At 71.9% G+C, this 18,700-nt stretch carries 19 protein-coding genes; 12 read left to right on the top strand and 7 right to left on the bottom strand.

All coding sequences use genetic code 11. From position 1 onward, the window contains the following. Positions 1–26: 26 nt before the first annotated feature. The 3 genes from H4W80_RS19445 to bar form a co-directional block, all read right to left on the bottom strand. Positions 27–614, bottom strand: a complete 588-nt coding sequence (locus tag H4W80_RS19445; protein WP_192786394.1) for a prepilin peptidase — start codon at positions 612–614, stop codon at positions 27–29. A gap of 61 nt (positions 615–675) precedes the next feature. Next, complete coding sequence (locus tag H4W80_RS19450) at positions 676–1,203, bottom strand: SseB family protein (protein ID WP_192786395.1); 528 nt, start codon at positions 1,201–1,203, stop codon at positions 676–678. Between the two features lie 62 nt (positions 1,204–1,265). Next, positions 1,266–2,357, bottom strand: a complete 1,092-nt coding sequence (bar, locus tag H4W80_RS19455; RefSeq protein ID WP_192786396.1) for a barbiturase — start codon at positions 2,355–2,357, stop codon at positions 1,266–1,268. Between the two features lie 179 nt (positions 2,358–2,536). Between bar and H4W80_RS19460 the strand changes: the two genes are divergently transcribed. The 3 genes from H4W80_RS19460 (at position 2,537) to H4W80_RS19470 (ending at position 5,576) form a co-directional block, all read left to right on the top strand. Further along, entirely contained in the window at positions 2,537–3,205 is a 669-nt protein-coding gene (locus tag H4W80_RS19460) for an alpha/beta fold hydrolase (protein WP_192786397.1), read from the top strand. A gap of 114 nt (positions 3,206–3,319) precedes the next feature. Further along, positions 3,320–4,387 carry an FUSC family protein gene (locus tag H4W80_RS19465; RefSeq protein WP_225963543.1) on the top strand — a complete coding sequence of 356 codons (1,068 nt, stop codon included), beginning with the start codon at positions 3,320–3,322 and terminating at the stop codon, positions 4,385–4,387. Between the two features lie 58 nt (positions 4,388–4,445). Beyond that, positions 4,446–5,576 (top strand): FUSC family protein, encoded by a 1,131-nt coding sequence (locus tag H4W80_RS19470; RefSeq protein WP_192786399.1) that lies wholly within the window; start codon positions 4,446–4,448, stop codon positions 5,574–5,576. 8 nt (positions 5,577–5,584) lie between these two features. Here the strand turns inward: H4W80_RS19470 and H4W80_RS19475 are convergent, their stop codons facing one another. After that, the gene (locus H4W80_RS19475; RefSeq protein ID WP_192786400.1) at positions 5,585–6,601 is read right to left on the bottom strand and encodes an aldo/keto reductase; all 1,017 of its coding nucleotides are present in this window, start codon (positions 6,599–6,601) and stop codon (positions 5,585–5,587) included. 98 nt (positions 6,602–6,699) lie between these two features. On the opposite strand from H4W80_RS19475, the gene H4W80_RS19480 reads away from it, so the two are divergent. Further along, the gene (locus H4W80_RS19480; protein ID WP_192786401.1) at positions 6,700–7,248 is read left to right on the top strand and encodes a TetR/AcrR family transcriptional regulator; all 549 of its coding nucleotides are present in this window, start codon (positions 6,700–6,702) and stop codon (positions 7,246–7,248) included. A gap of 6 nt (positions 7,249–7,254) precedes the next feature. Here the strand turns inward: H4W80_RS19480 and H4W80_RS19485 are convergent, their stop codons facing one another. Next, positions 7,255–8,421, bottom strand: a complete 1,167-nt coding sequence (locus tag H4W80_RS19485; protein WP_192786402.1) for a pyridoxal phosphate-dependent aminotransferase — start codon at positions 8,419–8,421, stop codon at positions 7,255–7,257. A 104-nt stretch (positions 8,422–8,525) separates the two neighbouring features. Here H4W80_RS19485 and H4W80_RS19490 point away from each other — a divergent pair, with 104 nt between their 5' ends. The 7 genes from H4W80_RS19490 to H4W80_RS19520 all read left to right on the top strand — a co-directional run bounded on the left by H4W80_RS19490 (position 8,526) and on the right by H4W80_RS19520 (position 15,265). Then, the gene (locus H4W80_RS19490) at positions 8,526–10,232 is read left to right on the top strand and encodes an alpha/beta hydrolase (protein WP_192786403.1); all 1,707 of its coding nucleotides are present in this window, start codon (positions 8,526–8,528) and stop codon (positions 10,230–10,232) included. Further along, on the top strand, positions 10,229–11,149 hold the full coding sequence (locus H4W80_RS63650; protein ID WP_192786404.1) for a DUF418 domain-containing protein: 921 nt from the start codon (positions 10,229–10,231) through the stop codon (positions 11,147–11,149). The genes H4W80_RS19490 and H4W80_RS63650 overlap by 4 nt, the downstream gene beginning before the upstream one ends. After that, a complete protein-coding gene (locus H4W80_RS19500; protein ID WP_192786405.1) occupies positions 11,109–11,885 on the top strand; it encodes a carbon-nitrogen hydrolase family protein in 777 nt (258 codons plus the stop codon). The genes H4W80_RS63650 and H4W80_RS19500 overlap by 41 nt, the downstream gene beginning before the upstream one ends. Before the next feature lie 26 nt (positions 11,886–11,911). Continuing rightward, positions 11,912–12,358: a hypothetical protein gene (locus H4W80_RS19505; RefSeq protein WP_318786947.1), complete on the top strand. Its 447-nt coding sequence runs from the start codon at positions 11,912–11,914 to the stop codon at positions 12,356–12,358. A gap of 67 nt (positions 12,359–12,425) precedes the next feature. Continuing rightward, complete coding sequence (locus H4W80_RS19510; protein ID WP_192786406.1) at positions 12,426–12,821, top strand: hypothetical protein; 396 nt, start codon at positions 12,426–12,428, stop codon at positions 12,819–12,821. A 33-nt stretch (positions 12,822–12,854) separates the two neighbouring features. Further along, positions 12,855–13,352 carry a SigE family RNA polymerase sigma factor gene (locus tag H4W80_RS19515; protein ID WP_318786948.1) on the top strand — a complete coding sequence of 166 codons (498 nt, stop codon included), beginning with the start codon at positions 12,855–12,857 and terminating at the stop codon, positions 13,350–13,352. After that, a complete protein-coding gene (locus tag H4W80_RS19520) occupies positions 13,349–15,265 on the top strand; it encodes a hypothetical protein (RefSeq protein WP_192786407.1) in 1,917 nt (638 codons plus the stop codon). The genes H4W80_RS19515 and H4W80_RS19520 overlap by 4 nt, the downstream gene beginning before the upstream one ends. Here H4W80_RS19520 and H4W80_RS19525 read toward each other — a convergent pair. Together H4W80_RS19525 and H4W80_RS19530 are read right to left on the bottom strand one after the other, a co-directional pair. Next, positions 15,262–16,764 carry a carboxyl transferase domain-containing protein gene (locus tag H4W80_RS19525; RefSeq protein ID WP_192786408.1) on the bottom strand — a complete coding sequence of 501 codons (1,503 nt, stop codon included), beginning with the start codon at positions 16,762–16,764 and terminating at the stop codon, positions 15,262–15,264. The genes H4W80_RS19520 and H4W80_RS19525 overlap by 4 nt on opposite strands. A 74-nt stretch (positions 16,765–16,838) precedes the next feature. Then, positions 16,839–17,996: a CaiB/BaiF CoA transferase family protein gene (locus H4W80_RS19530; RefSeq protein WP_192786409.1), complete on the bottom strand. Its 1,158-nt coding sequence runs from the start codon at positions 17,994–17,996 to the stop codon at positions 16,839–16,841. Between the two features lie 78 nt (positions 17,997–18,074). Between H4W80_RS19530 and H4W80_RS19535 the strand changes: the two genes are divergently transcribed. Next, positions 18,075–18,641 (top strand): uridine kinase family protein, encoded by a 567-nt coding sequence (locus H4W80_RS19535; RefSeq protein ID WP_192786410.1) that lies wholly within the window; start codon positions 18,075–18,077, stop codon positions 18,639–18,641. Positions 18,642–18,700: the final 59 nt, after the last annotated feature.

Genomic DNA, 18,700 nt, shown 5'->3' on the forward strand with positions numbered 1-18,700 from the left:
GTGCTGCCTAGTGAGATGTCCCGCGTTCACCAGCCGAGACAGAGCGTGGTGAACGCGCCCAGCAGCATGAACGGCCCGAACGGGAACTGGGTGTCCCTCGTCCCCCGCCCGGACAGCAGGAGCGCCAGGCCGTAGAGGGCGCCGAGCAGCTGGCCGCAGAAGGCCGCGACGATCCACGCCTGCCAGCTCAGCGCCGCGGCGGCCATCCCGATGAGCCCGGCCAGCTTGACGTCCCCCAGGCCCATCGCCTCCGGCCTGAGGAACCAGAGCAGCCCGTACACGGCCGTCAGCGCCACCCCGCCGGCCAGCGCCCTGGGCAGCTCTCCCGCCGGCGCCAGGGCCAGGGCCATGATCGGGTACGCCGGGAGCGTGATCGCGTCGGGCAGCAGGCTGGTACGCCAGTCGACGACCGCCAGCGCGGTGCCGATGATCGCGAAAGGCGCGTACGGCAGCCCGAACCGCCAGGCGACCAGCGCGGCCACGGCGGCGGTCACCAATTCGACGCCCGCCCCGGTGCGCTGGTCGTAGTGGACCGGGCCCTCGTCGTAGGAGTCGGCCAGCCCGCGAATGTGGCGACCGCAGATCAGCCCGGCGAGCGCCATGAGTGCGACCACGAGCCGACCTTAATGCGCCTCCCCCGCTCGCGCAGGGCCGTTCACTCCACCGGTGGATGCGTCATCCCCTGGAGAACCACCGGCGGCGCCGGACGGGCTCCACCTTGGCGACGGTCACACCGTCGAGCCGATCGACGCTCCCCGACTCGACGGCCGCCAGCGCCTCCAGCACCGCCCCCTCGATCACGAACTGCACCGGCCCCGCCACGTCCACCACGACCGCCGCCGCCTTCTCCTGGACCGCCGCCTGGCACACCTGCAACGCCGTGGCCTGGATCGGCCGGGCGTCGGGCCGCCATCGGGCCAGCGCCTGGCTGCCGGTGAACGCGAGCACCGCCTGCCTGCCGTCCGCCCCGACGAGCTTGGGCAGCGCCATCTCGCTCTCCTTCTCCTGCCGCAGCCCGTGCGCGCCGACCTCGCTCTCGGTCAGCAGCGCCACGACGGGCACCAGCAGCCTGGCCCCGCTGAGGGCGTTCAGCACGTCGGCGGCGTCGGCGGTGCCCGCCTGGTAGGAGGCCAGGGCGGCGGCCACGGCGGGTGCGGCGCCGCCGTCGTCGTGGGGATCGAGAGGTCGCGGGATGCTCGGCACAACCCTTGAGACTACCCGCGCCCTGCCCTGCCCCCGAGCCTGGTCCCGACCTTCAGGGGCCTCTATCCCAGGTCGGAGATGGCCGCCACCGGGCCGCCGCCCGAGGGGCCCTGGTGGACGGCCGCCACCGAGACGAACACCGCCGGGTCGCCCGTGACCGAGGCCGCCACCCCGCCCACCGTCGCCTTGATCTGGCGGTGCCAGTGGACGTCCGAGTCGTCCAGCATGATGTTGCGCCGTCCGCGAACCCGGCCCGACGGGTCGGCCTCGCACTTCATGAACACGTTCACCAGCCGCCCGCCGAGGTCCGACGGGTGCGGGCGTTCGGGCAGCGGCAGCCCCGAGTCCCTGATGGCCTCCCAGATGCCGTCGGCGTCCAGGGCGTCCTTCATGACGCTGTGGCCGATGCGGTAGCGGCCCCCGATCCCCCGTACGTTGCCCACCAGCACGATCTGCGCCCGGTCCAGCTCCACCCCGGACGAGCACGAGGCCACGGCGGAGTACAGCGACAGGTCCTTGTGGATCTGGTCGGCGCGCGGCATGTCGATCTCGCCGAGGGCGACGGCGATGCCGAGGGCGGTGGTCGAGTTGGACAGGTCCATGGAGGGGCCGGTCTCCTCGATGGCGGTGTCCTGGCCGCGGCTCTTGGCCTCGGTGATGGTGGCCAGGGTGAGCAGCGGCGTCTTGGTCTGTACGTAGTGGACGTCGCGCGGGTCGTCGATGCCGGCGATCTTCATGGCCTCGCGTACGCCTGCCGCGACCTTCTCCACCATGGCGGGCCTGCCGATGTCCTCGGGCAGGATCACCTCGCTCATCGCCACGCCCACCGACAGCCGCGGCTCGTCGGACGGGGGCGCGTCGGCCGTGGTGGCGAAGATGGTGGCGTGCGGGCTGAGCACGCCGTCGGTGCCGCCCGACCACACCAGCGGCACGCTCTCCGGCGCCGGATGCCCGTGCTCCGCCAGCACCTCGCGGAAGGCCCGGTCGGCGAGGATGCGCGTGTAGTCGTTCACGCCGCCGTTGCCCTCGGTCTTGCCGACGACGGCGAGCACCCGGCGTGCCTCGATCACCCCGTCGGCGATGAGCCGGGCGAGGCCGGAGGCGTCGGTGACGCTCTCGATCGGCACCTTGCGTACTTCAATCGGGTCCGGCATATGACGCCCTTTCTCCGTTACCGGTCCTCCCCGCCCTCGCGACGCTATCCGAGCCGGTCAGCGGGGTTCATGGTCAATGTCTGCCCATGAAGCCCGCCGACGATGTCAAGGTGCGCTCAGCGCCCCGGGGCCGGGGAGGCCGGGGAGTACGGCAGACGCCGGGCGATATGGTCGCCGGTGTGATTCGCGAAGCACACGTCAACGGGATCAAGCTCGTGTACCGGGAGGAAGGCGACCCCACCGCTCCCCCGCTCGTGCTGATCCACGGCCGGACCGCCAACCACAACGACTGGAACGGCATCACCCAGCACTTCGCGGCGCGCTACCACGTCATCGCGCCCGACCTGCGCGGGCACGGGGCCAGCGAGCACCGGGGACCGTACGAGGTGCCGGAGATGGCCGGGGACGTCGTCGCGCTGCTCGACCACCTGGGCGTCGCACGCGCCACGCTGATCGGGCACTCGCTCGGGGGCGTGGTGGCGTACCACGCGGCCATGAACCATCCGGACCGGGTCGAGCGGCTGGTGCTCGAGGACGCGCCGCCGCCGCTCCCCTTCAGGAACCGCCCGCCGGTCGTCGAGGACGATTCGACCGGGTTCGACTGGCGCATGATGCACGACACGGAACGTCAGCTGGCCGGCCCCGATCCCGCCTGGCTGGAGGGGCTCGGCAGGATCACGGCGCCGACGCTGGTGCTGAGCGACGGAGAGGGGAGCCCCGTGAACGCCCGGGAGGTGGCGGCGCGGATCCCGGGGGCGCGGCTGGTCACGATCGACGTCGGGCACCTGATCCACACCACGGCCCGCGACCGGTTCCTGCGGGCGGTGGACACCTTCCTGGACGGCTGACCGGGGGCCCCGCGCCGCAGCTCACCACGTCGTAACCCTGGTGTCACGTATGCACGGCAGGGTAGAGGCGTGGTTGACATGCACGTACATCAGCGTCTGGGCAGACTGAGGCTGATGGCCCCCACGATCGGCCAGTGCGCGGTCGGAGCCGCGATCGCCTGGCTCGTGGCCAAGAACCTGCTGGGCCACAGCCGCCCGTTCTTCGCGCCCATCGCGGTCGTGGTCAGCATCGGCGTGGCGCTGGGGCAGCGGATGCGGCGGGTGGTGGAGCTGGTCGTCGGGGTCACCCTCGGCGTCGGCGTGGGCGACCTGCTGGTGTCGCGGATCGGCTCGGGCGCCTGGCAGATCGCGCTGGTGGTGGCGCTGGCCATGGCCGTGGCGGTGCTGCTCGACAGCGGCTCGCTGATCGTCCTGCAGGCGGGCTCCTCGGCCGTGCTCGTCGCCACCCTCCTGCCGCCGAGCGGCAGCGGCGGGTTGGACAGGATGGTCGACGCCCTGGTCGGCGGGCTCATGGGGCTCGCGGCCGTCGCCCTGCTGCCCACCAGCCCGGCGACGCTGGTGAGGAGGCACGCGAAGGGGACGTTCGGCGCGCTGGCCGACGCGTTGCGGCAGATCGCCGAGGCCATCGAGAACGGCGACGCGCGCGTGGCCGCCGACGCGCTGGAGGAGGCGCGTGGCAGCCAGAAGGACGTGGAGGAGTTCAGGCAGGCGCTGCAGACGGGCAAGGAGATCGCCACCATCTCGCCGCTCCACCGTCACCGCCGCCCCTTCCTCGACGGGTACGAGCAGGCGGCGGTGCCACTCGACCACGCGCTCAGAAACGCCAGGGTGCTGGCCAGGCGGGCCATCGTGGCGCTCGACGGCCCCGGCGCCCTCCCGCCCCGGCTGCCGCGCGAGCTGCGCGAACTGGCCGACGCGACGCTCATGCTGCGCGACGACCTCGCCGCCGGACGCCCGCCGGAAAGGGCTGCCCGGGCGATCCTGTCGGTGGCCTCGCGGCAGGGGGCGGAGCGGTGGGGTTTCTCGGCGGACGTGATGACCGCCCAGCTCCGGTCCATCATCGTGGACCTCCTCCAGGCGACCGGCATCGATCGGGACGAGGCGGTCGCGACCCTGCCGCCGCTGGACGCCCACCCCGACGACTCCACCAGCCCCAGGAAATCCACACAACGCCCCACGTAAAGGCCGTAGCCGGGGCAAATGTGACCTCAATGTCATATAGATCCGCCAAGGTAGAAGCGTGGGAACCAGGCTCAGCGATCATGTGAAGGAACGACTGGGCACGTTCAGCCTCATGGCACCCTCCATCGCGCAGTGCGCGGTGGGCGCCGCACTGGCCTGGATCATCGCCATGGAGCTGCTCGGCCACCCCCGCCCGTTCTTCGCGCCGATCTCGGTGCTGATCTGCGTGGGCGTCGGGCTGGGGCAGCGGCTGCGCAGGGTGGCCGAGCTGGTGGTCGGCGTCAGCCTCGGGGTGGGCATCGGCGACCTGCTGGTGTCCTGGATCGGCTCGGGCGCCTGGCAGCTCGCGCTCGTGGTCGCGCTGGCGATGGCCGTCGCGGTGCTGCTGAACAGCGGGGCGCTGTTCGTCGCGCAGGCCGGGTCGTCGGCCGTGCTGGTGGCCACTTTGGTGCCCGGCGACGGGGCCGGCGGGCTGGACCGGATGGCCGACGCGCTCACCGGGGGCATCGTCGGGATCATGGCGGTCGCGCTGCTGCCCGCCAGCCCGTTCACGATCGCGGCCAAGCACCTGTCGGGGGTGCTCGACGCGCTGTCCACGGTGCTGGAGCGAGCGGCGGAGGCGATCGAGAAGCGGGACGTGGAGCTGGCGGCGGAGGCGCTGGAGGAGGCGCGGAACACGCAGGAGGCGGTCGAGGAGTTCGAGCACGCGCTGGAGACCGCCAAGGAGATCACGATGATCTCGCCGCTGCACTGGCACCGCAAGGCCAGGCTGGCGCGCTACGAGACCGCCGCCGTGCCGGTGGATCTGGCGATGCGGAACGCGCGGGTGCTGAGCAGGCGTACCCTCGCCTCGCTCGGGGAGGCCAGCCCGCCGCCCGCCGCCCTGGCCGAGGCCCTGCGCGAGGTCTCGGAGGCGGCGCTGCTGCTGCAACTGGAGCTCGGCGCCGGCCGGGAGCCGACGCTGGCGCGCCAGGCGCTGCTGGCGGTGGCGGCCCGCGAACGGCCCGACGGGCTCGGCTTCTCGGCGCACGTGATCATCGCGCAGCTGCGTTCGGTGGTCGTCGACCTGCTGCAGGCGACCGGGATGGAGCACGAGGCGGCCACGGACACGCTCACCCCCTTGGACGAGCCCGCCGCCGGCCCGCTCGCCACGCTGGACGAGCCACGCGACGAGGCCGGCCGCCGCTGACCCGCGGGTCAGCGGGGGGTCAGGTGGAAGAACGAGCCGTCCATGGGGCCGAGGTCGCTATGGGAGATCTCGTCCAGCCTGGCCACCGCCTCCTGCGGGAGGTCGAGGTCGAACGCCGCCAGGTTCTCCCGCAGCTGCTCCACCGATCGCGGGCCGATCAGCACCGAGGTCACCCCGGGACGCCGCGCCACCCAGGCCAGGGCCACCGCCGCCGGTGCGGCGCCGAGTTCGGCCGCGACCCTGACCAGTTCGTGGGCGATGTCCAGATTGCGGTCGTTGAGCAGCGACCGGGCCCAGCGGTTCGCGCCGGGGAGGGAGTGGCCGAGCAGCCTGCCCATGCGGCTGTCGGGGTCGGGGGCCTCGCCGTGCCTGTAGCGGCCGGTCAGCACGCCGCCGCCGAGCGTCCCGTACACGACGGTGCCGATCCCGTGCCGCTCGCACGCCGGCAGGATCTCCGCCTCGATCACCCGCTGGATGAGCGAGTACTGCGGCTGCAGGCTCACGAACGGGGTGCCGCCCACGCGGGCGGCGGCCCACTGGGACTCGACGAGCTGGGCCGCGGTGAAGTTGGAGCAGCCGAGGTAGCGGACCTTGCCCGCCTTGACGAACCCGTCCAGCGTGGCCATCGTCTCCTCGATCGGCGTCGCCGGGTCCCACTGGTGGCACTGGTAGAGGTCCACGTAGTCGGTGCCGAGCCGGCGCAGGCTGGCGTCGAGGGCTCTGGTGAGGTGGCGCCGCGACAGGCCGCGCCCCTCCGTGCCCACCGGCATGGCGCCCTTGGTGGCCAGCACGACCCACTCGCGCCTGCCCTTCAGCGCACGGCCGACGATCTCCTCGGTCTCGCCCCGGTGGTACAGGTCCGCGGTGTCGATGAAGGTGCCGCCCGCGTCGAGGAACGCGCCGATGATCCGGCCCGCCTCGGCCTCGTCGCTGGCGGCCAGGCCGTGCCCGGTGCCGAAGTTCATGGTGCCCAGGCAGGCCCTGGAGACGCGCAGGCCGGAACGGCCGAGATTCAGGTGGTCCAAGGGATTCCCCCTAGAATCGGAATGATTGTTCCGGAAGCTGACCATACGGAACGATTGTTCCGGATGTCAATGAGGAAACGAGGAAGGGGCTCCCTGTGATGCGTGCGGACGCGCGACGCAACCGCGCCCGGGTGCTGGAGGCCGCCGAAGTGGTGCTGGCCAGGGACGGGCTGTCCGCGTCGATGCGCGAGATCGCCTCGCTGGCCGGGGTGGGGGTCGGGACGATCTACCGCCAGTTCCCCGCCAAGGAGGACCTCTACCAGGCGATCGTGGTCGACCGGATGGCGCGGCTGGCCGCGCTGGCCGACGAGCTGGCCACGGCCGAGGACGCCGGGGAGGCGTTCTTCCGGTACTTCACGATGATCGTGGAGGATTCGACCGTCAAGAAGGTGCTCGTGGACGCCCTGGCGGCGGCCGGGATCGACGCCAAGGCCGGGACGCCGGACATCCGGGGGGCCATCGAGACGCTGCTGGTGCGGGCGCAGGACGCCGGGGCGGTCCGGGGGGATGTGGGGATGGCGGAGTTGCTGGCGCTGCTGAGCGCCACGTGCCTGGCGGCGCAGCACAACGGGTGGGACGAGGGCCTGCGGACGAGGACCCTGGCCATCGTCTTCGACGGCCTGCGCCCCTCGCCACCGACCCGATGACTCCCTTTAGGTGGACAGGCGTTTGAGGCGGGTCACGGCCTCGTCGATGACCTCGTCCTTCTTGCAGAACGCGAACCGGACGAAGTGCCGCCCCCGGTCGGCGTGGTCGTAGAAGACCTGGGTCGGGATGGCCACCACGCCGGCGAGCTCCGGCAGGCGGCGGGTGAGCTCGAGGCCGTCGGTGAAGCCCAGGGGGCGGATGTCCGTCTGGACGAAGTACGTGCCGGAGGGCCGCAGGACGGAGAACCCGGCGGCCGCCAGGCCCTCCATGAGGCGGTCGCGCTTGTCCTGGAGGCCGGCGCGCAGCGCGGAGACCCACTCGAGCTCGTGCCGCAGCCCGTACGCCACCGCGAGCTGCCACGGCGCGCTCGACGTGAACGTGAGGAACTGCTTGACCGTCTGCACCGCCGTGACCAGGGCGGGAGGGGCACAGATCCAGCCGGTCTTCCAGCCGGTGACCGAGAACGTCTTGCCCGCGGACGAGATCATCACCGTGCGCTCGCGCATGCCGGGCAGCGTGGCCAGCGGAATGTGCTCGACCCCGTCGAACGTCAGGTGCTCGTACACCTCGTCGGTCACCGCGATCAGCCCGCGCTCCTGGCAGAGCTCGGCGATGACCTCGAGCTCGGCGCGGGTGAAGACGGTGCCGGTGGGGTTGTGCGGCGAGTTGACGAGGATGGCGCGGGTGCGCGGGGTGACGGCGGCGCGCAGCTCGTCGGGGTCGAACGTGAAGCGCCCGTCCACCGGGCGCATCGTGACGGCGACCAGGCGGGCCTGGGCGAGCGCGATCGAGGCCGCGTACGAGTCGTAGTACGGCTCGAAGGCGATCACCTCGTCCCCCGGCTCGCAGAGGGCGAGCACGGCCGACGCGATGGCCTCGGTCGCCCCCACCGTGACCAGGATCTCGCCCGACGGGTCGTAGGAGAGGTCGTAGTGCGCGGAGCGGTGTTCCGAGATCGCCCGGCGCAGCTCCAGGATCCCCGGACCCGGCGGATACTGGTTGGCGCCCGAGGAGATCGCCTGGACCGCGCGGTCGAGCATGGCCGCCGGCCCGTCGGTGTCGGGGAAGCCCTGGCCGAGGTTGATGGATCCGGTCTCGGCGGCGAGCGCGCTCATCTCCGCGAAAATGGTCGTGCCGAAGGCGCGCATCCTGGCAACAAGTGGTTCGGTCACGGCACTTAGGCTATGCCCGGCGGGAAAGCCGCTCACCATTCCGCCCCCTGATGTCGATGATGTCGCGCGGAGCGGCCGGCGCGCCTTGTCGGTAGTCTCGTCACGTGATCATTCGGGTCGTGCTCGCCCTCGCCTTGACGACACCCCCTGTCATGACCCCGCCGGACGCCGGCCCGAGCGCCTGCCCGGTCGCCATGCCGCCCCGTACGACGTGCGGTTTCCTCGAGGTCCCCGAGCGCAGGGACGCGCCGGAGCGGAAGATCAAGGTGGGGTACGCGGTCCACGCCTCCACCGCCAAGGACCGCAGACCCGATCCCGTGGTCTACATGAGCGGCGGCCCCGGGTCGGCGTCCATGCAGCTGACGGGGTTCCTGAGCCAGATGTTCCCCGATCGCGACGTGGTGACGGTCGAGCAGCGCGGCAGCAAGTACTCCGAGCCGGTCCTGGGGTGCCCCGAGACGGCCGAAGCGCTGCTCGGGCAGCTCAGGCGGCCGCCCGCCGACGTCGGCGCGGCGGCCGTCCGCTGCCGCGAGAGGCTCCGGGAGCAGGGCGTCGACCTGCGGGGATACAACACGAAAGAGATCGCGGCCGACGTCGTCGCGTTACGCGAGAAGCTGGGCTACGACTCCTGGAACCTGTTCGGCGTCAGCTACTCCACCAGGGTCATGATGGACGTGGCCGCCGCGGACCCCAAGGGCGTGCGGTCGGTGGTGCTGGACTCGTACCTGCCGGAGAGCGTCAACTGGTACGACGACGCCGACCGCAACCTGGCGGGCACGGCGGCGCTGCTGGGCATGAAGGACGCGTTCGAGGCCATGACGGCCCGGCTGAACGCCACGCCCGCGCGGGTGACGACGACCGACCCGCTGCTCGGCAAGGCGTTCGAGGCGCGGATCAGCGGTGACGACGTGGCCACGATCATGGCGGAGGCGCTGCACGAGGCGGACTTCGCGGCGGTCGCGCCGGCCATGGTCGGCGCGCTCGCGACGGGCCACGACGAGCTGCTGGGGGCGATGGCCGACGCGGTGGGCCAGGGGCTGGTGTCGCACGAGTTCGGGCTGTATCACGCGGTGCAGTGCCAGGACGAGGTCCCGTTCAACACATACAGCACTAAATCCCGACTTTTCACCGTAAACGGGGATAAAGCGGTTTGTGATGCTTGGCAGCTCCCCAAGGCCAAGCCCGTCAACGCCACCACCAAGGCCCCCGTGTACGTGGTGGGCGGCCAGTACGACCCCACCACCCCCACCAGGACCACCGAACCCGCCGCCGAGGCCCTCCCCAGCGCCCGGTTCGAGGAGTTCCCCCGCGCCTCCCACGCCGTCTTCCTGACCAGCCCCTGCGCCCGCCGCAAGATCGTCGGGTTCCTCGACGATCCGAAGGCCGCCCCGAAGGACGACGCGTGCGTCGACGACGACGCCGCGCAGCCGGGCGACCTGCACGTGACCGGCGCCCCGTACCAGATCTCGAAGTCGCCCTGGCTGGCCGCGCCCTTCGCGCTGTTCGCCCTCGTCTGTCTGATCCAGCTGGTCGCGGGCGCGCTGAAGGGCCGGGCGCTGGCGGCGTTCGGCGGGCTGGCCGGCGTGGCCTTCGCCGGGCTGGTCGGGCAGTCCGTGTACGCCCTGGCCACCCGGAACGAGACCGCGCTCGCCGTCGGAGTGCCCGGCACGGCCGTCGTCTACACCTGGATCGCCGCCGCCTCGGCCGCGCTGACCGCCGCCGCGCTCCTGCGCGAGCGGCGCTGGCCGCAGATCGCGGCGGCCGCCGTCGGCGCCGGATTCCTCGTATGGTGGTTGGCCTGGTTCCTGTGACGCGCATCCGTGAGCTCGACGCCCTCCGCGGCTTCGCGGTGGGCGGCATCATGCTGGTCAACACCTGGCAGCACACCGCCAAGGACCCGCGCAACGGCGTCGACTGGGTCGTCGAGGCGCTGTTCCAGAGCCGGTTCTACCCGATCTTCTCGTTGCTGTTCGGCATCAGCTTCATGCTGTTCCTGCGCGGCAACAGCCGCTGGGCGCTGCTGAGCAGGCTGTTCTGGCTGTTCTGCATCGGGCTGGTCCAGCACACCTTCTACGAGGGCGAGGTGCTGACCGACTACGCCGTCTACGGCGCGGCGGTGCTGCTGCCGGCCTCGTTCCTGACCGGCGTCCTGCCGGTGCTGCTGCTCGGGGTGGCGGTGCTGGCGTGGGGGCTCCAGATGGGCGCCGGGGCGCTGCTGATCCCCGGCCTGTTCCTGATCGGCATGGGGCTGTGGCGGCTGAGCCCGTCCAGGTCGCTGCTGCTGCCCTCGTTCGCGGTCACCGCGCTGGCCTGCGCGCTGCTGACGGCCGCCTGGGCGAGCCAGGGCGGGTGGACGCTCTACAGCACGGCGGCGCTGGCGGGCGCGGCGGCGTACTCGCTGGGGGTGCTGCTGGCGCTGCGGCCATGGTTGTCGGCGGTGCTGGAGCCGCTGGGCAGGACGGCGCTGACCAACTACGTCACGGGCACGGTCGTGATCGTCCTGGCCACCCCGCTGCTGAACACCGACCCGACGCGCTGGTCGGTGGTGGCGCTGGCGGCTGTGACCGTGGCGGCGCAGGTGCTGTTCAGCAGGTGGTGGCTGGGCAGGTTCAGGTATGGGCCACTCGAGTGGATCTGGCGGTGCCTGACCTGGTTTCGAGTGGTGCCCAACCGGTTAGAGTCGGGCCGTGACCGCAATCGCCCTCTGCCAGATCCCGGTGTCTCCTGACCCGGCCACCAACCTCGAACGGGTCCAGGAGGCGCTCGCCCGGGCCGAAGGGGCCGACTTGGCGATCTTCCCCGAGGCGACGCTCACCCGCTACGGCCGGCGCATCACGGACCTGGCCGAGCCGCTGGACGGGCCGTTCGTGTCGGGCCTGGCGCAGGCGGCCAGGAAGCACGGGCTGGCGGTGATCGCCGGGGTGTTCGAGCCGGGCGACGACCGCGTGCACAACACGGCCGTGGCCATCGACGCCCAGGGCGCGGTGCGGGCCGCGTACCGGAAGATCCACCTGTTCGACTCCTTCGGCGCGAAGGAGTCCGACCTGGTCGCGCCCGGCGCCGAGCCGACCGTGGTGGAGCTCGCGGGGCTCAGGGTCGGCCTCGTCACCTGCTACGACGTGCGTTTCCCCGAGCTGGCCAGGGCGCTCGTGGACCAGGGCGCCGAGCTGTTCGCGGTGATCGCCGCGTGGGGCTCCGGGCCGCTCAAGGAGGACCACTGGGTCACCCTGGTCAGGGCCCGGGCGCTGGAGAACACGATGTGGACGGCCGCCGTCGGCCAGGCGCCCAACCCGGCCGAGTCGTCCGACGGCTACGGGGTGGGCCGCAGCATGCTGGTCGACCCCCTGGGTGTGATCCGCGCCGACCTGGGCACGGCACCCGGTGTGCAGATCGTGCGGGTGGATCACGAATGGACAACAGCGGCCAGGGCGACCCTGCCGTGCCTCCAACACCGGGTTCTCTGAGGTTCAACCGATCGTAAAGTAGTACCGTGAGCGGAACGCAGATGCAGAAGGTTGTCCCGCCGCGTCTGCTCGTGCCATACCTGTCGGGCAAACGCACGGTGATCTCGGGTTACGTCTACCGCGTGCAGGACTGCGTCAGGCTGACCACGCCTGAGTCGCTCTACTACGGGCTCGACCTGTCCTTCGACGGGTCGGAGCTGTTCGCCGAGGTGCCCGAGCTCTACGTGATGCGCTGGTACGCGCGCGACGTCGACACGTACGCGGTGCCGTACGGGCCCCACATGGGTGGCGACTGGAGCGACGCGCCGCCGTTCGCCGGCAACGGTTTCACGACATCGTCGGATCACGTGGTGCCGCAGTTCCACACCGTTCCGATGCCGATCCCGGCGGGGGCGGAGATCGTCCACGTCACCGCCGACGGCGAGCGGCCCTTCGCCGAGTACGACGGCCTGACTTGGCGGCCCGCCGCATGAGCGAGCGTAGCGAGCGACCCATCGAACACAGCCGATTTTCGCTCATGCGACCGACGAAGGAGGGCGCATGAGCGAGGAGATCATGCCGGTGGCGTCCGGCTTCGTGGCACGCTTCGACGGTCGCACGCTGCCCGCCGCGCTGGGCCCCGACAACGACCAGGTGGTGCTGTTCAGCGAGGTCGAGCTGGACGGGTTCGACCCCGCGTCGGGCTACTGGCGCAGGGTGGTGGCCAGGTCGCAGGTGGAGTGGCTCGTGCTGATCCGCACGGTGGGGGCGTTCGGCGGCGAGCCGTGCATCGTGATCGACGAGGACGACGACGGGCTGCACATCGCCTACACGGGCCACAGCGGGATGAAGGCGGAGGCGCTGGGCTACTGGCTGGTCGACCACGGCGCCTACGAGGTCGTGGTGCCCCGCGAGGAGGTCTTCTCGATCCGAGTCGAACGGATTCCGGTCCCCTAGTCAACCTGGCGGCGTTCCGGGTGTCTCTATGAGGTGACCGAAACAGCGACCATGGCGCAGCCGTCGTTCGCCGACCTGTTCGCGGCCCAGTACCACTCCCTGGTACGCCTGGCCGGGCTGCTCGGCGCGGACGACCCCGAGGACATCGCCCAGGAGGCGTTCGCCCGGCTGCACACAAGGCGGTTGCGCGACGACGGGGCCGCCCTGGCCTACCTGCGCTCCACCGTCTGCAACCTGACGCGCAACCGCCTGCGCCACCTCAGCCTCGTACGACTGCGCCGCCCCGACCCTCCCGAACCGGCGCGCAGCAGCGAGCACGCCGTGCTCGTCTCCGAGGAGCACCGCGAGCTGCTGGCCGCCGTGGACCGGCTGCCGCGCCGCCAGCGCGAGGCGCTCGTCCTGCGCTACTGGCTGGACCTGTCGGAACGCGAGATCGCCGACGCCATGGGCGTCTCGCCCGGATCGGTGAAGACGCACGCGAGCCGGGCCCTGGCGGCCCTGGGCAAGGCGCTGAAGGAGGAGGACGCGTGAACGACATGGAAGAGCGCCTTCGAGCCGCGTTCGACGCCCAGGCCCGGACCTACGAGCCCGACCCGCACGCCTGGGCTCGCATCATGGAGCGCCGGCCGCGGCGGCGACCGGCCCGGTGGCTGCTGGCCGCGCTGCCGGTGGCGCTGCTGACGGTGTTCGTTCCTGTGCTGCTCAACGGGGGCCTGGGCAGGAACAGCGCGATCGACCCGACCGGGGTCTACCAGCAGCTCATGAAAGAGAGGAGGCCCCTCGGCGAGGAGGTGACCATCGACAATCCCTCCGAGGGCAAGCCGCTGCGCCTCTGGTTCGCCAAGGCGAAGCTCGGCTATCCCGAGCTCTGCGTCGTCGTGGAGCGGGCCGCCGCCGAGCCGTACGGGAACTGCTCGGATCTCTATCAGGGGGATTACTCGGACGCGTGGTTCGTGGGCAGCACCCTGCGGGACGGGGCGGCCACCGCGATGGACTGGGGTGTGGCACGCCAGGACGTGGGCGCGGTCACGGGTGTCACGGAGGGCGGGAAGGAGTTCGCCGGCACGCTGCGGAGCCCGGACGGAGCGCCGTACCGCATCTGGACCGTGACCTATCCGGCCCAGGAGACGCTGTCCAAGGTGGAGATCGCCGACGTCAAGGGCAGAAACGTCGGCTGGGGAACCCGCGGCATGATATCTCCGGCGATCCAGCCCGCCCTGGGCGCGTCCATGGAGCTACCCGAGGGCGTCTCGGTACGGCCGGTCCGGTCGAAGGGCGGGCAGGAGTTCACCTCGACGCGGGCCGGCGCTTATGTCGGCACGCTGAGGGCCCCCTTGCCGCTCCAGCCCACGCAGACGATCTCGCGTTCCGGCGTGATCGTCGGCGTCGCGCGCAAGGACGTCGCCAGGATCGAGGTCTCGGTCAACGACGGAGGCACGATGACCATGGAGACCAGGCCCGATCCGTGGAATCTGGGAGTGGCGCTGTTCGCCGGACCGTCGCCGGCCGATGCCCGCGGGAACGGCTATCGCGTGATCGCCTATGACGCGTCAGGCCGGCAGGTCCACGTGGACACGGTAGGGGGGACCAACGACGATCCCCGTCCGGCGGTCGGCGAAATGATGACCATCCCGGGCACCGAGGGCTCCGGCCGTCCGATGCGCGTCTGGTTCAACAGGAACAACGAGTTCTGCTACTCCGGAGGCGTCGTGCCGGACGACTGGAGCTCCTCCACCAGCTGCGTGAAGAGCTTCCGGGAGGGCTCCTTCGGTTACCTGGAGACGACCAGCTACCTGCCCGAACCCGGCGTCGTCAGCTACTTCGGCCCGGCCGGCGAGGACTGGGAGACGGTCGACGCGGTGCTCTCCGACGGCCGGCAGATCCGCGGCTCGTTCCTGCGTGGCACCGGCGCCCCGCGCCCGGTCTGGCATGTCGGCGTCCCGCTCGGAGCCGAGGTCGGAGGCTTCCTCATGAAGCTGAAGAACAAGCCGGTCAAGCAGGTCCCGATATACGCCAAGGACTGCGCGAGGCAGGCCGCGAGGTCCGACACCACCCGCCACACGCTCCCCGCGGGCGTCACGACTCTCCTCGCCCCGAACTGCGTGGCCTTCTGGGAGCGCGGCGAGGTGATGCCGTCGCTGCCCGGGCCGCTGCCGGGCGGAAAGCTGAGCGACCTGCTGGACGAGGAGCGGCCGACCCGGTGGATCGACGGATACAAGTCCTGGTACGGCTACGCCCTCGCCGGCACCGTCAAGGTCGAGGCCACGATGAAGAACGGCATCACGGCCACGGCCGACGCGGCCCCCGATCCATGGGGACAGGGAGTGGCGCTGTTCGCCGCTCCGAAACCCACGGCCAAGGAGTTCACCGGCTCGAACGTCGTCCTGAAGGGTTACGGCGCTGACGGCAAGGAACTGTGGCGGAAGGCTCTTCCTCCCTCCTAGCCGAGACCGCCTCCGACGCCGAGGTTGCGGTAGCGGGCCCGGCGGGCCGCGAAACGGTCCGCCGGGCTCAGCTCCAGCAGGTTGGCGATCTCGTACTCCAGCGCCCGCCCCACCCGCTCGCAGAACTGCCGCGGCTCGTAGGCGGCGTCCGGCACCTCCGGGACGACCCGGTCCACGATGCCGTCGCGGCGCAGGTCGGTGGCGCGGATGCGCTGGGCCTGGGCGATCTCGGGCGCGAAGTCCACCGAGCGGTAGAGGATGGCCGAGGCGCCCTCCGGCGGCAGCGGCGACAGCCAGGCGTGCTGGGCGCAGAGCACCCGGTCGGCGGGCAGCAGCGCCAGCGCCGCCCCGCCCGCGCCCTCGCCGAGTAGCAGGCACACGGTCGGCGCGTCGAGCATGACCAGCTCGGCCAGGCAGCGGGCGATCTCGGCGGCCAGCCCGCCCTCCTCGGCCGCCTTCGACAGGTCGGCGCCCGCCGTGTCGACGACGGTGATCAGGGGCAGGCCCAGCTCGGCCGCCAGCCGCATGCCCCGCCGGGCCACCCTGAGCCCGGCCGGGCCGAGGGGCGAGTTGGTCCGCTGGACCCGCCGGTCCTGCCCGAGCACCACCGCCGGCGCCGTGCCGAACCTGGCCAGCGCCAGCAGCAGCCCCGGCTCGTTCTCGCCCTCCCCGCTGCCGCTGAGCGGGGTCACGTCGGTGGCGGCGAGCTTGAGCAGCGTACGCACGCCGGGCCGGTCGTCGCGGCGCGAGCGGGTGATCGCCTCCCACGCCTCGACGGGCCGCAGGTCCTCCTCCGGCGGCGTGCCCGCCTCCACCCCGGACCTGTCGTCGGCGAGCACGCTGAGCGCCCTGATCGCGACCTCCCGCGCCTCCTCGGCCGGGACCACCGCGTCGATCAGGCCCTTCCGGTGGAGGTTCTCCGCGACCTGCACGCCCTCGGGGAACGGGTAGCCGTGCAGCGACTCGAACACCCGCGGCCCCATGAACCCGATCAGCGCCCCCGGCTCGGCCGCCGTGACGTGCCCGAGCGACCCCCACGACGCGAACACCCCGCCCGTCGTCGGATGCCGCAGGTAGACCAGGTAGGGCAGGCCCTCGCTCCGGTGCAGCTGGATCGCGGTGGTGATCTTCACCATCTGGACGAACGCGAGCGCGCCCTCCTGCATCCGCGTGCCGCCCGACGCGGGCGCGGCCAGCACCGGCAGCCGCTCGCGGGTGGCCCGCTCCACGGCGGCCGTGAACCGCTCGGCCGCCGCCACCCCGATCGAGCCCGCCATGAACGAGAACTCGCAGGCCACCACGGCCACCCTGCGGCCGCCGAGCAGCCCTTCGCCGGTGATGACCGACTCGTCGTAGCCGGACTTGACGCGGGCCGCGGCCAGCTCGTCGGCGTAGGGGGAGCCGGGCTGCGCCGGGTCGGCGGGCGGCGCATCCCACGACTTCCACGAACCCCGGTCGAGGATCGTTTCGATCAGTGTGCGCGCGTCCGGACGGCTCACTATCGCTCCCTAAATGTCGGCCAGCCTTGCAATGTTGACGCACGAAACGATCGTCCGGTGCCGCGAAATGCGGATCATCGTTCACGCTCTTCGAGCCAGGCGAGCACGGCGTCGCCGTCCTGGCCGAGGGCGGGTGGCGCGGTGTGCTCGAACCCCTCGAGACCGTCGAAGCGCAGCGGCGGCCCGGGCAGCTCGATCGTGCCCAGCACCGGGTGCTCCACCTCGACGACCAGCCCCTGCGAGCGGGTCTGGTCCCAGGCGTAGACCTCGTCGAGCGTCCTGATCGCGCCCGCGGGCACGCCCTCCTCGCCCAGCCTGGCCAGCCAGTGGGCGCGGTCGTGGGCCGCCAGGGCCTTCTCCATGTCCGCGATCAGCTCGTCCCGGTGCGCGAACCTGTCACGGTTGGTGGCGTATTTCGCGGCGTCGGGGTCGATGCCGAGGAGCGTGGCCACCTTCTTCCACTGGCCGTCGTTGGCGGCGGCGATCTGCAGCATGCCGTCGGCGCAGCGGAAGGCGCCGTAGGGGGCGATGGAGGCGTGGTGGTTGCCGCCGGCCGCCGGCACCTTGCCGCCGACCGTCCAGGCGGTGCCGTGGTAGGCATGGACGCCGGTGATCGCGGCCAGCAGCGAGGTGCGCACGACGCGGCCCCTGCCGGTGCGCTCGCGCTCGTAGAGGGCGCCGGTGACGCCGTACGCGCCGTGGATGCCGGCGAGCAGGTCGGCGATGGAGGCGCCGACGCGGTAGGGCTCGTCGGGCGACGGCCCGGTCAGCGACATCAGGCCGGCCTCGCCCTGGGCGATCTGGTCGTAGCCGGGCCGCCCGCCCTCCGGGCCGTCGTGGCCGAAGCCGGTGATCGACAGGATGACCAGGCGGGGGTTGAGCTCGTGGAGGCGCTCGACGGAGAAGCCCAGGCGGTCGAGCACGCCGGTGCGGAAGTTCTCGATCAGGACGTCGCTCTGGCGGACGAGGCGCTCGATGAGCCGCTTGCCGTCGGCGGACTTGAGGTCGACGGCGATGGACTGCTTGTTGCGGTTGGCTGCCAGGAAATAAGTCGAAATTTCGTGATCCGGCCCGACGAACGGCGGCCCCCACCCGCGCGACTCGTCGCCCCCGTCCGGATGCTCCACCTTGATCACCCGAGCGCCCAGGTCACCCAGCATCTGCGCCGCGTGCGGCCCGGCCAGGGCCCTGGACAGATCGAGCACGACGATGTCACCGAGGGGTCCGAGCAAGATCAACCTCCTGCTTGCTTTCCGGGGCGAAAGAACATTCTCTCAGTTGCCCACACCACGTCTTCTACCCTGGGTCCGGTGAACGACCTGGCCGATCGCATCATGACCCTGCGCCCCTCCTGCGGCCCCGTCCGGCTGGTGGCCGTGGACGGGCCGGCGGGGGCGGGCAAGACGACGTTCGCGGGGCGGCTGGGGGCGGCGCTCGGGTGCCAGGTGATCCACAGCGACGACTTCCCCGTGCCGTGGGAGGAGGGGCCCGGCGGCTGGTTCCACGCGCTGGAGTCGCAGGTGCTGGTCCGGCTCCGGGACGGCGTGCCCGGAGGTTTCCGCAGGTACGACTGGGTGCGCGGCGAGTACGCCGAGCACGTGGCGGTCCCGGTCGCGCCGGTCCTGGTCATCGAGGGCGTCGGCACGGCCCGCGCCTCGATCGCCCGCCTGCTGGCCTTCACCGTCTGGGTGGACGCGCCGCGGGCGCTGCGCTTCGCGCGGGTCATGGAGCGGGACGGGGCCGAGCTGGAGCCTCGGTGGCTGGAGTGGTTCGCGGCCGAGGAGAAGTGGTTCGCCGAGGACCGGTCCCGCGACCGGGCCGACCTGATCGTCGAGACCGGCCAGACCGGCCAGAGACGGGCGACCGGGCCTACCTGATCGTCAAGACCGGCCAGGCCTCCTAGGGACGCGCGACGCCGCCGAGACAGGCAGGTGCC

This window comes from Nonomuraea angiospora, assembly GCF_014873145.1.
GTDB lineage: Bacteria > Actinomycetota > Actinomycetes > Streptosporangiales > Streptosporangiaceae > Nonomuraea > Nonomuraea angiospora.

Bases quoted from the DNA above. Each gene is read 5' to 3' on its own strand.
- bar (WP_192786396.1), bottom strand. From the start codon at position 2,357: ATGCCGGACCCGATTGAAGTACGCAAGGTGCCGATCGAGAGCGTCACC.
- H4W80_RS19465 (WP_225963543.1), top strand. From the start codon at position 3,320: ATGGCCCCCACGATCGGCCAGTGCGCGGTCGGAGCCGCGATCGCCTGG.
- H4W80_RS19480 (WP_192786401.1), top strand. From the start codon at position 6,700: ATGCGTGCGGACGCGCGACGCAACCGCGCCCGGGTGCTGGAGGCCGCC.
- H4W80_RS19510 (WP_192786406.1), top strand. From the start codon at position 12,426: ATGAGCGAGGAGATCATGCCGGTGGCGTCCGGCTTCGTGGCACGCTTC.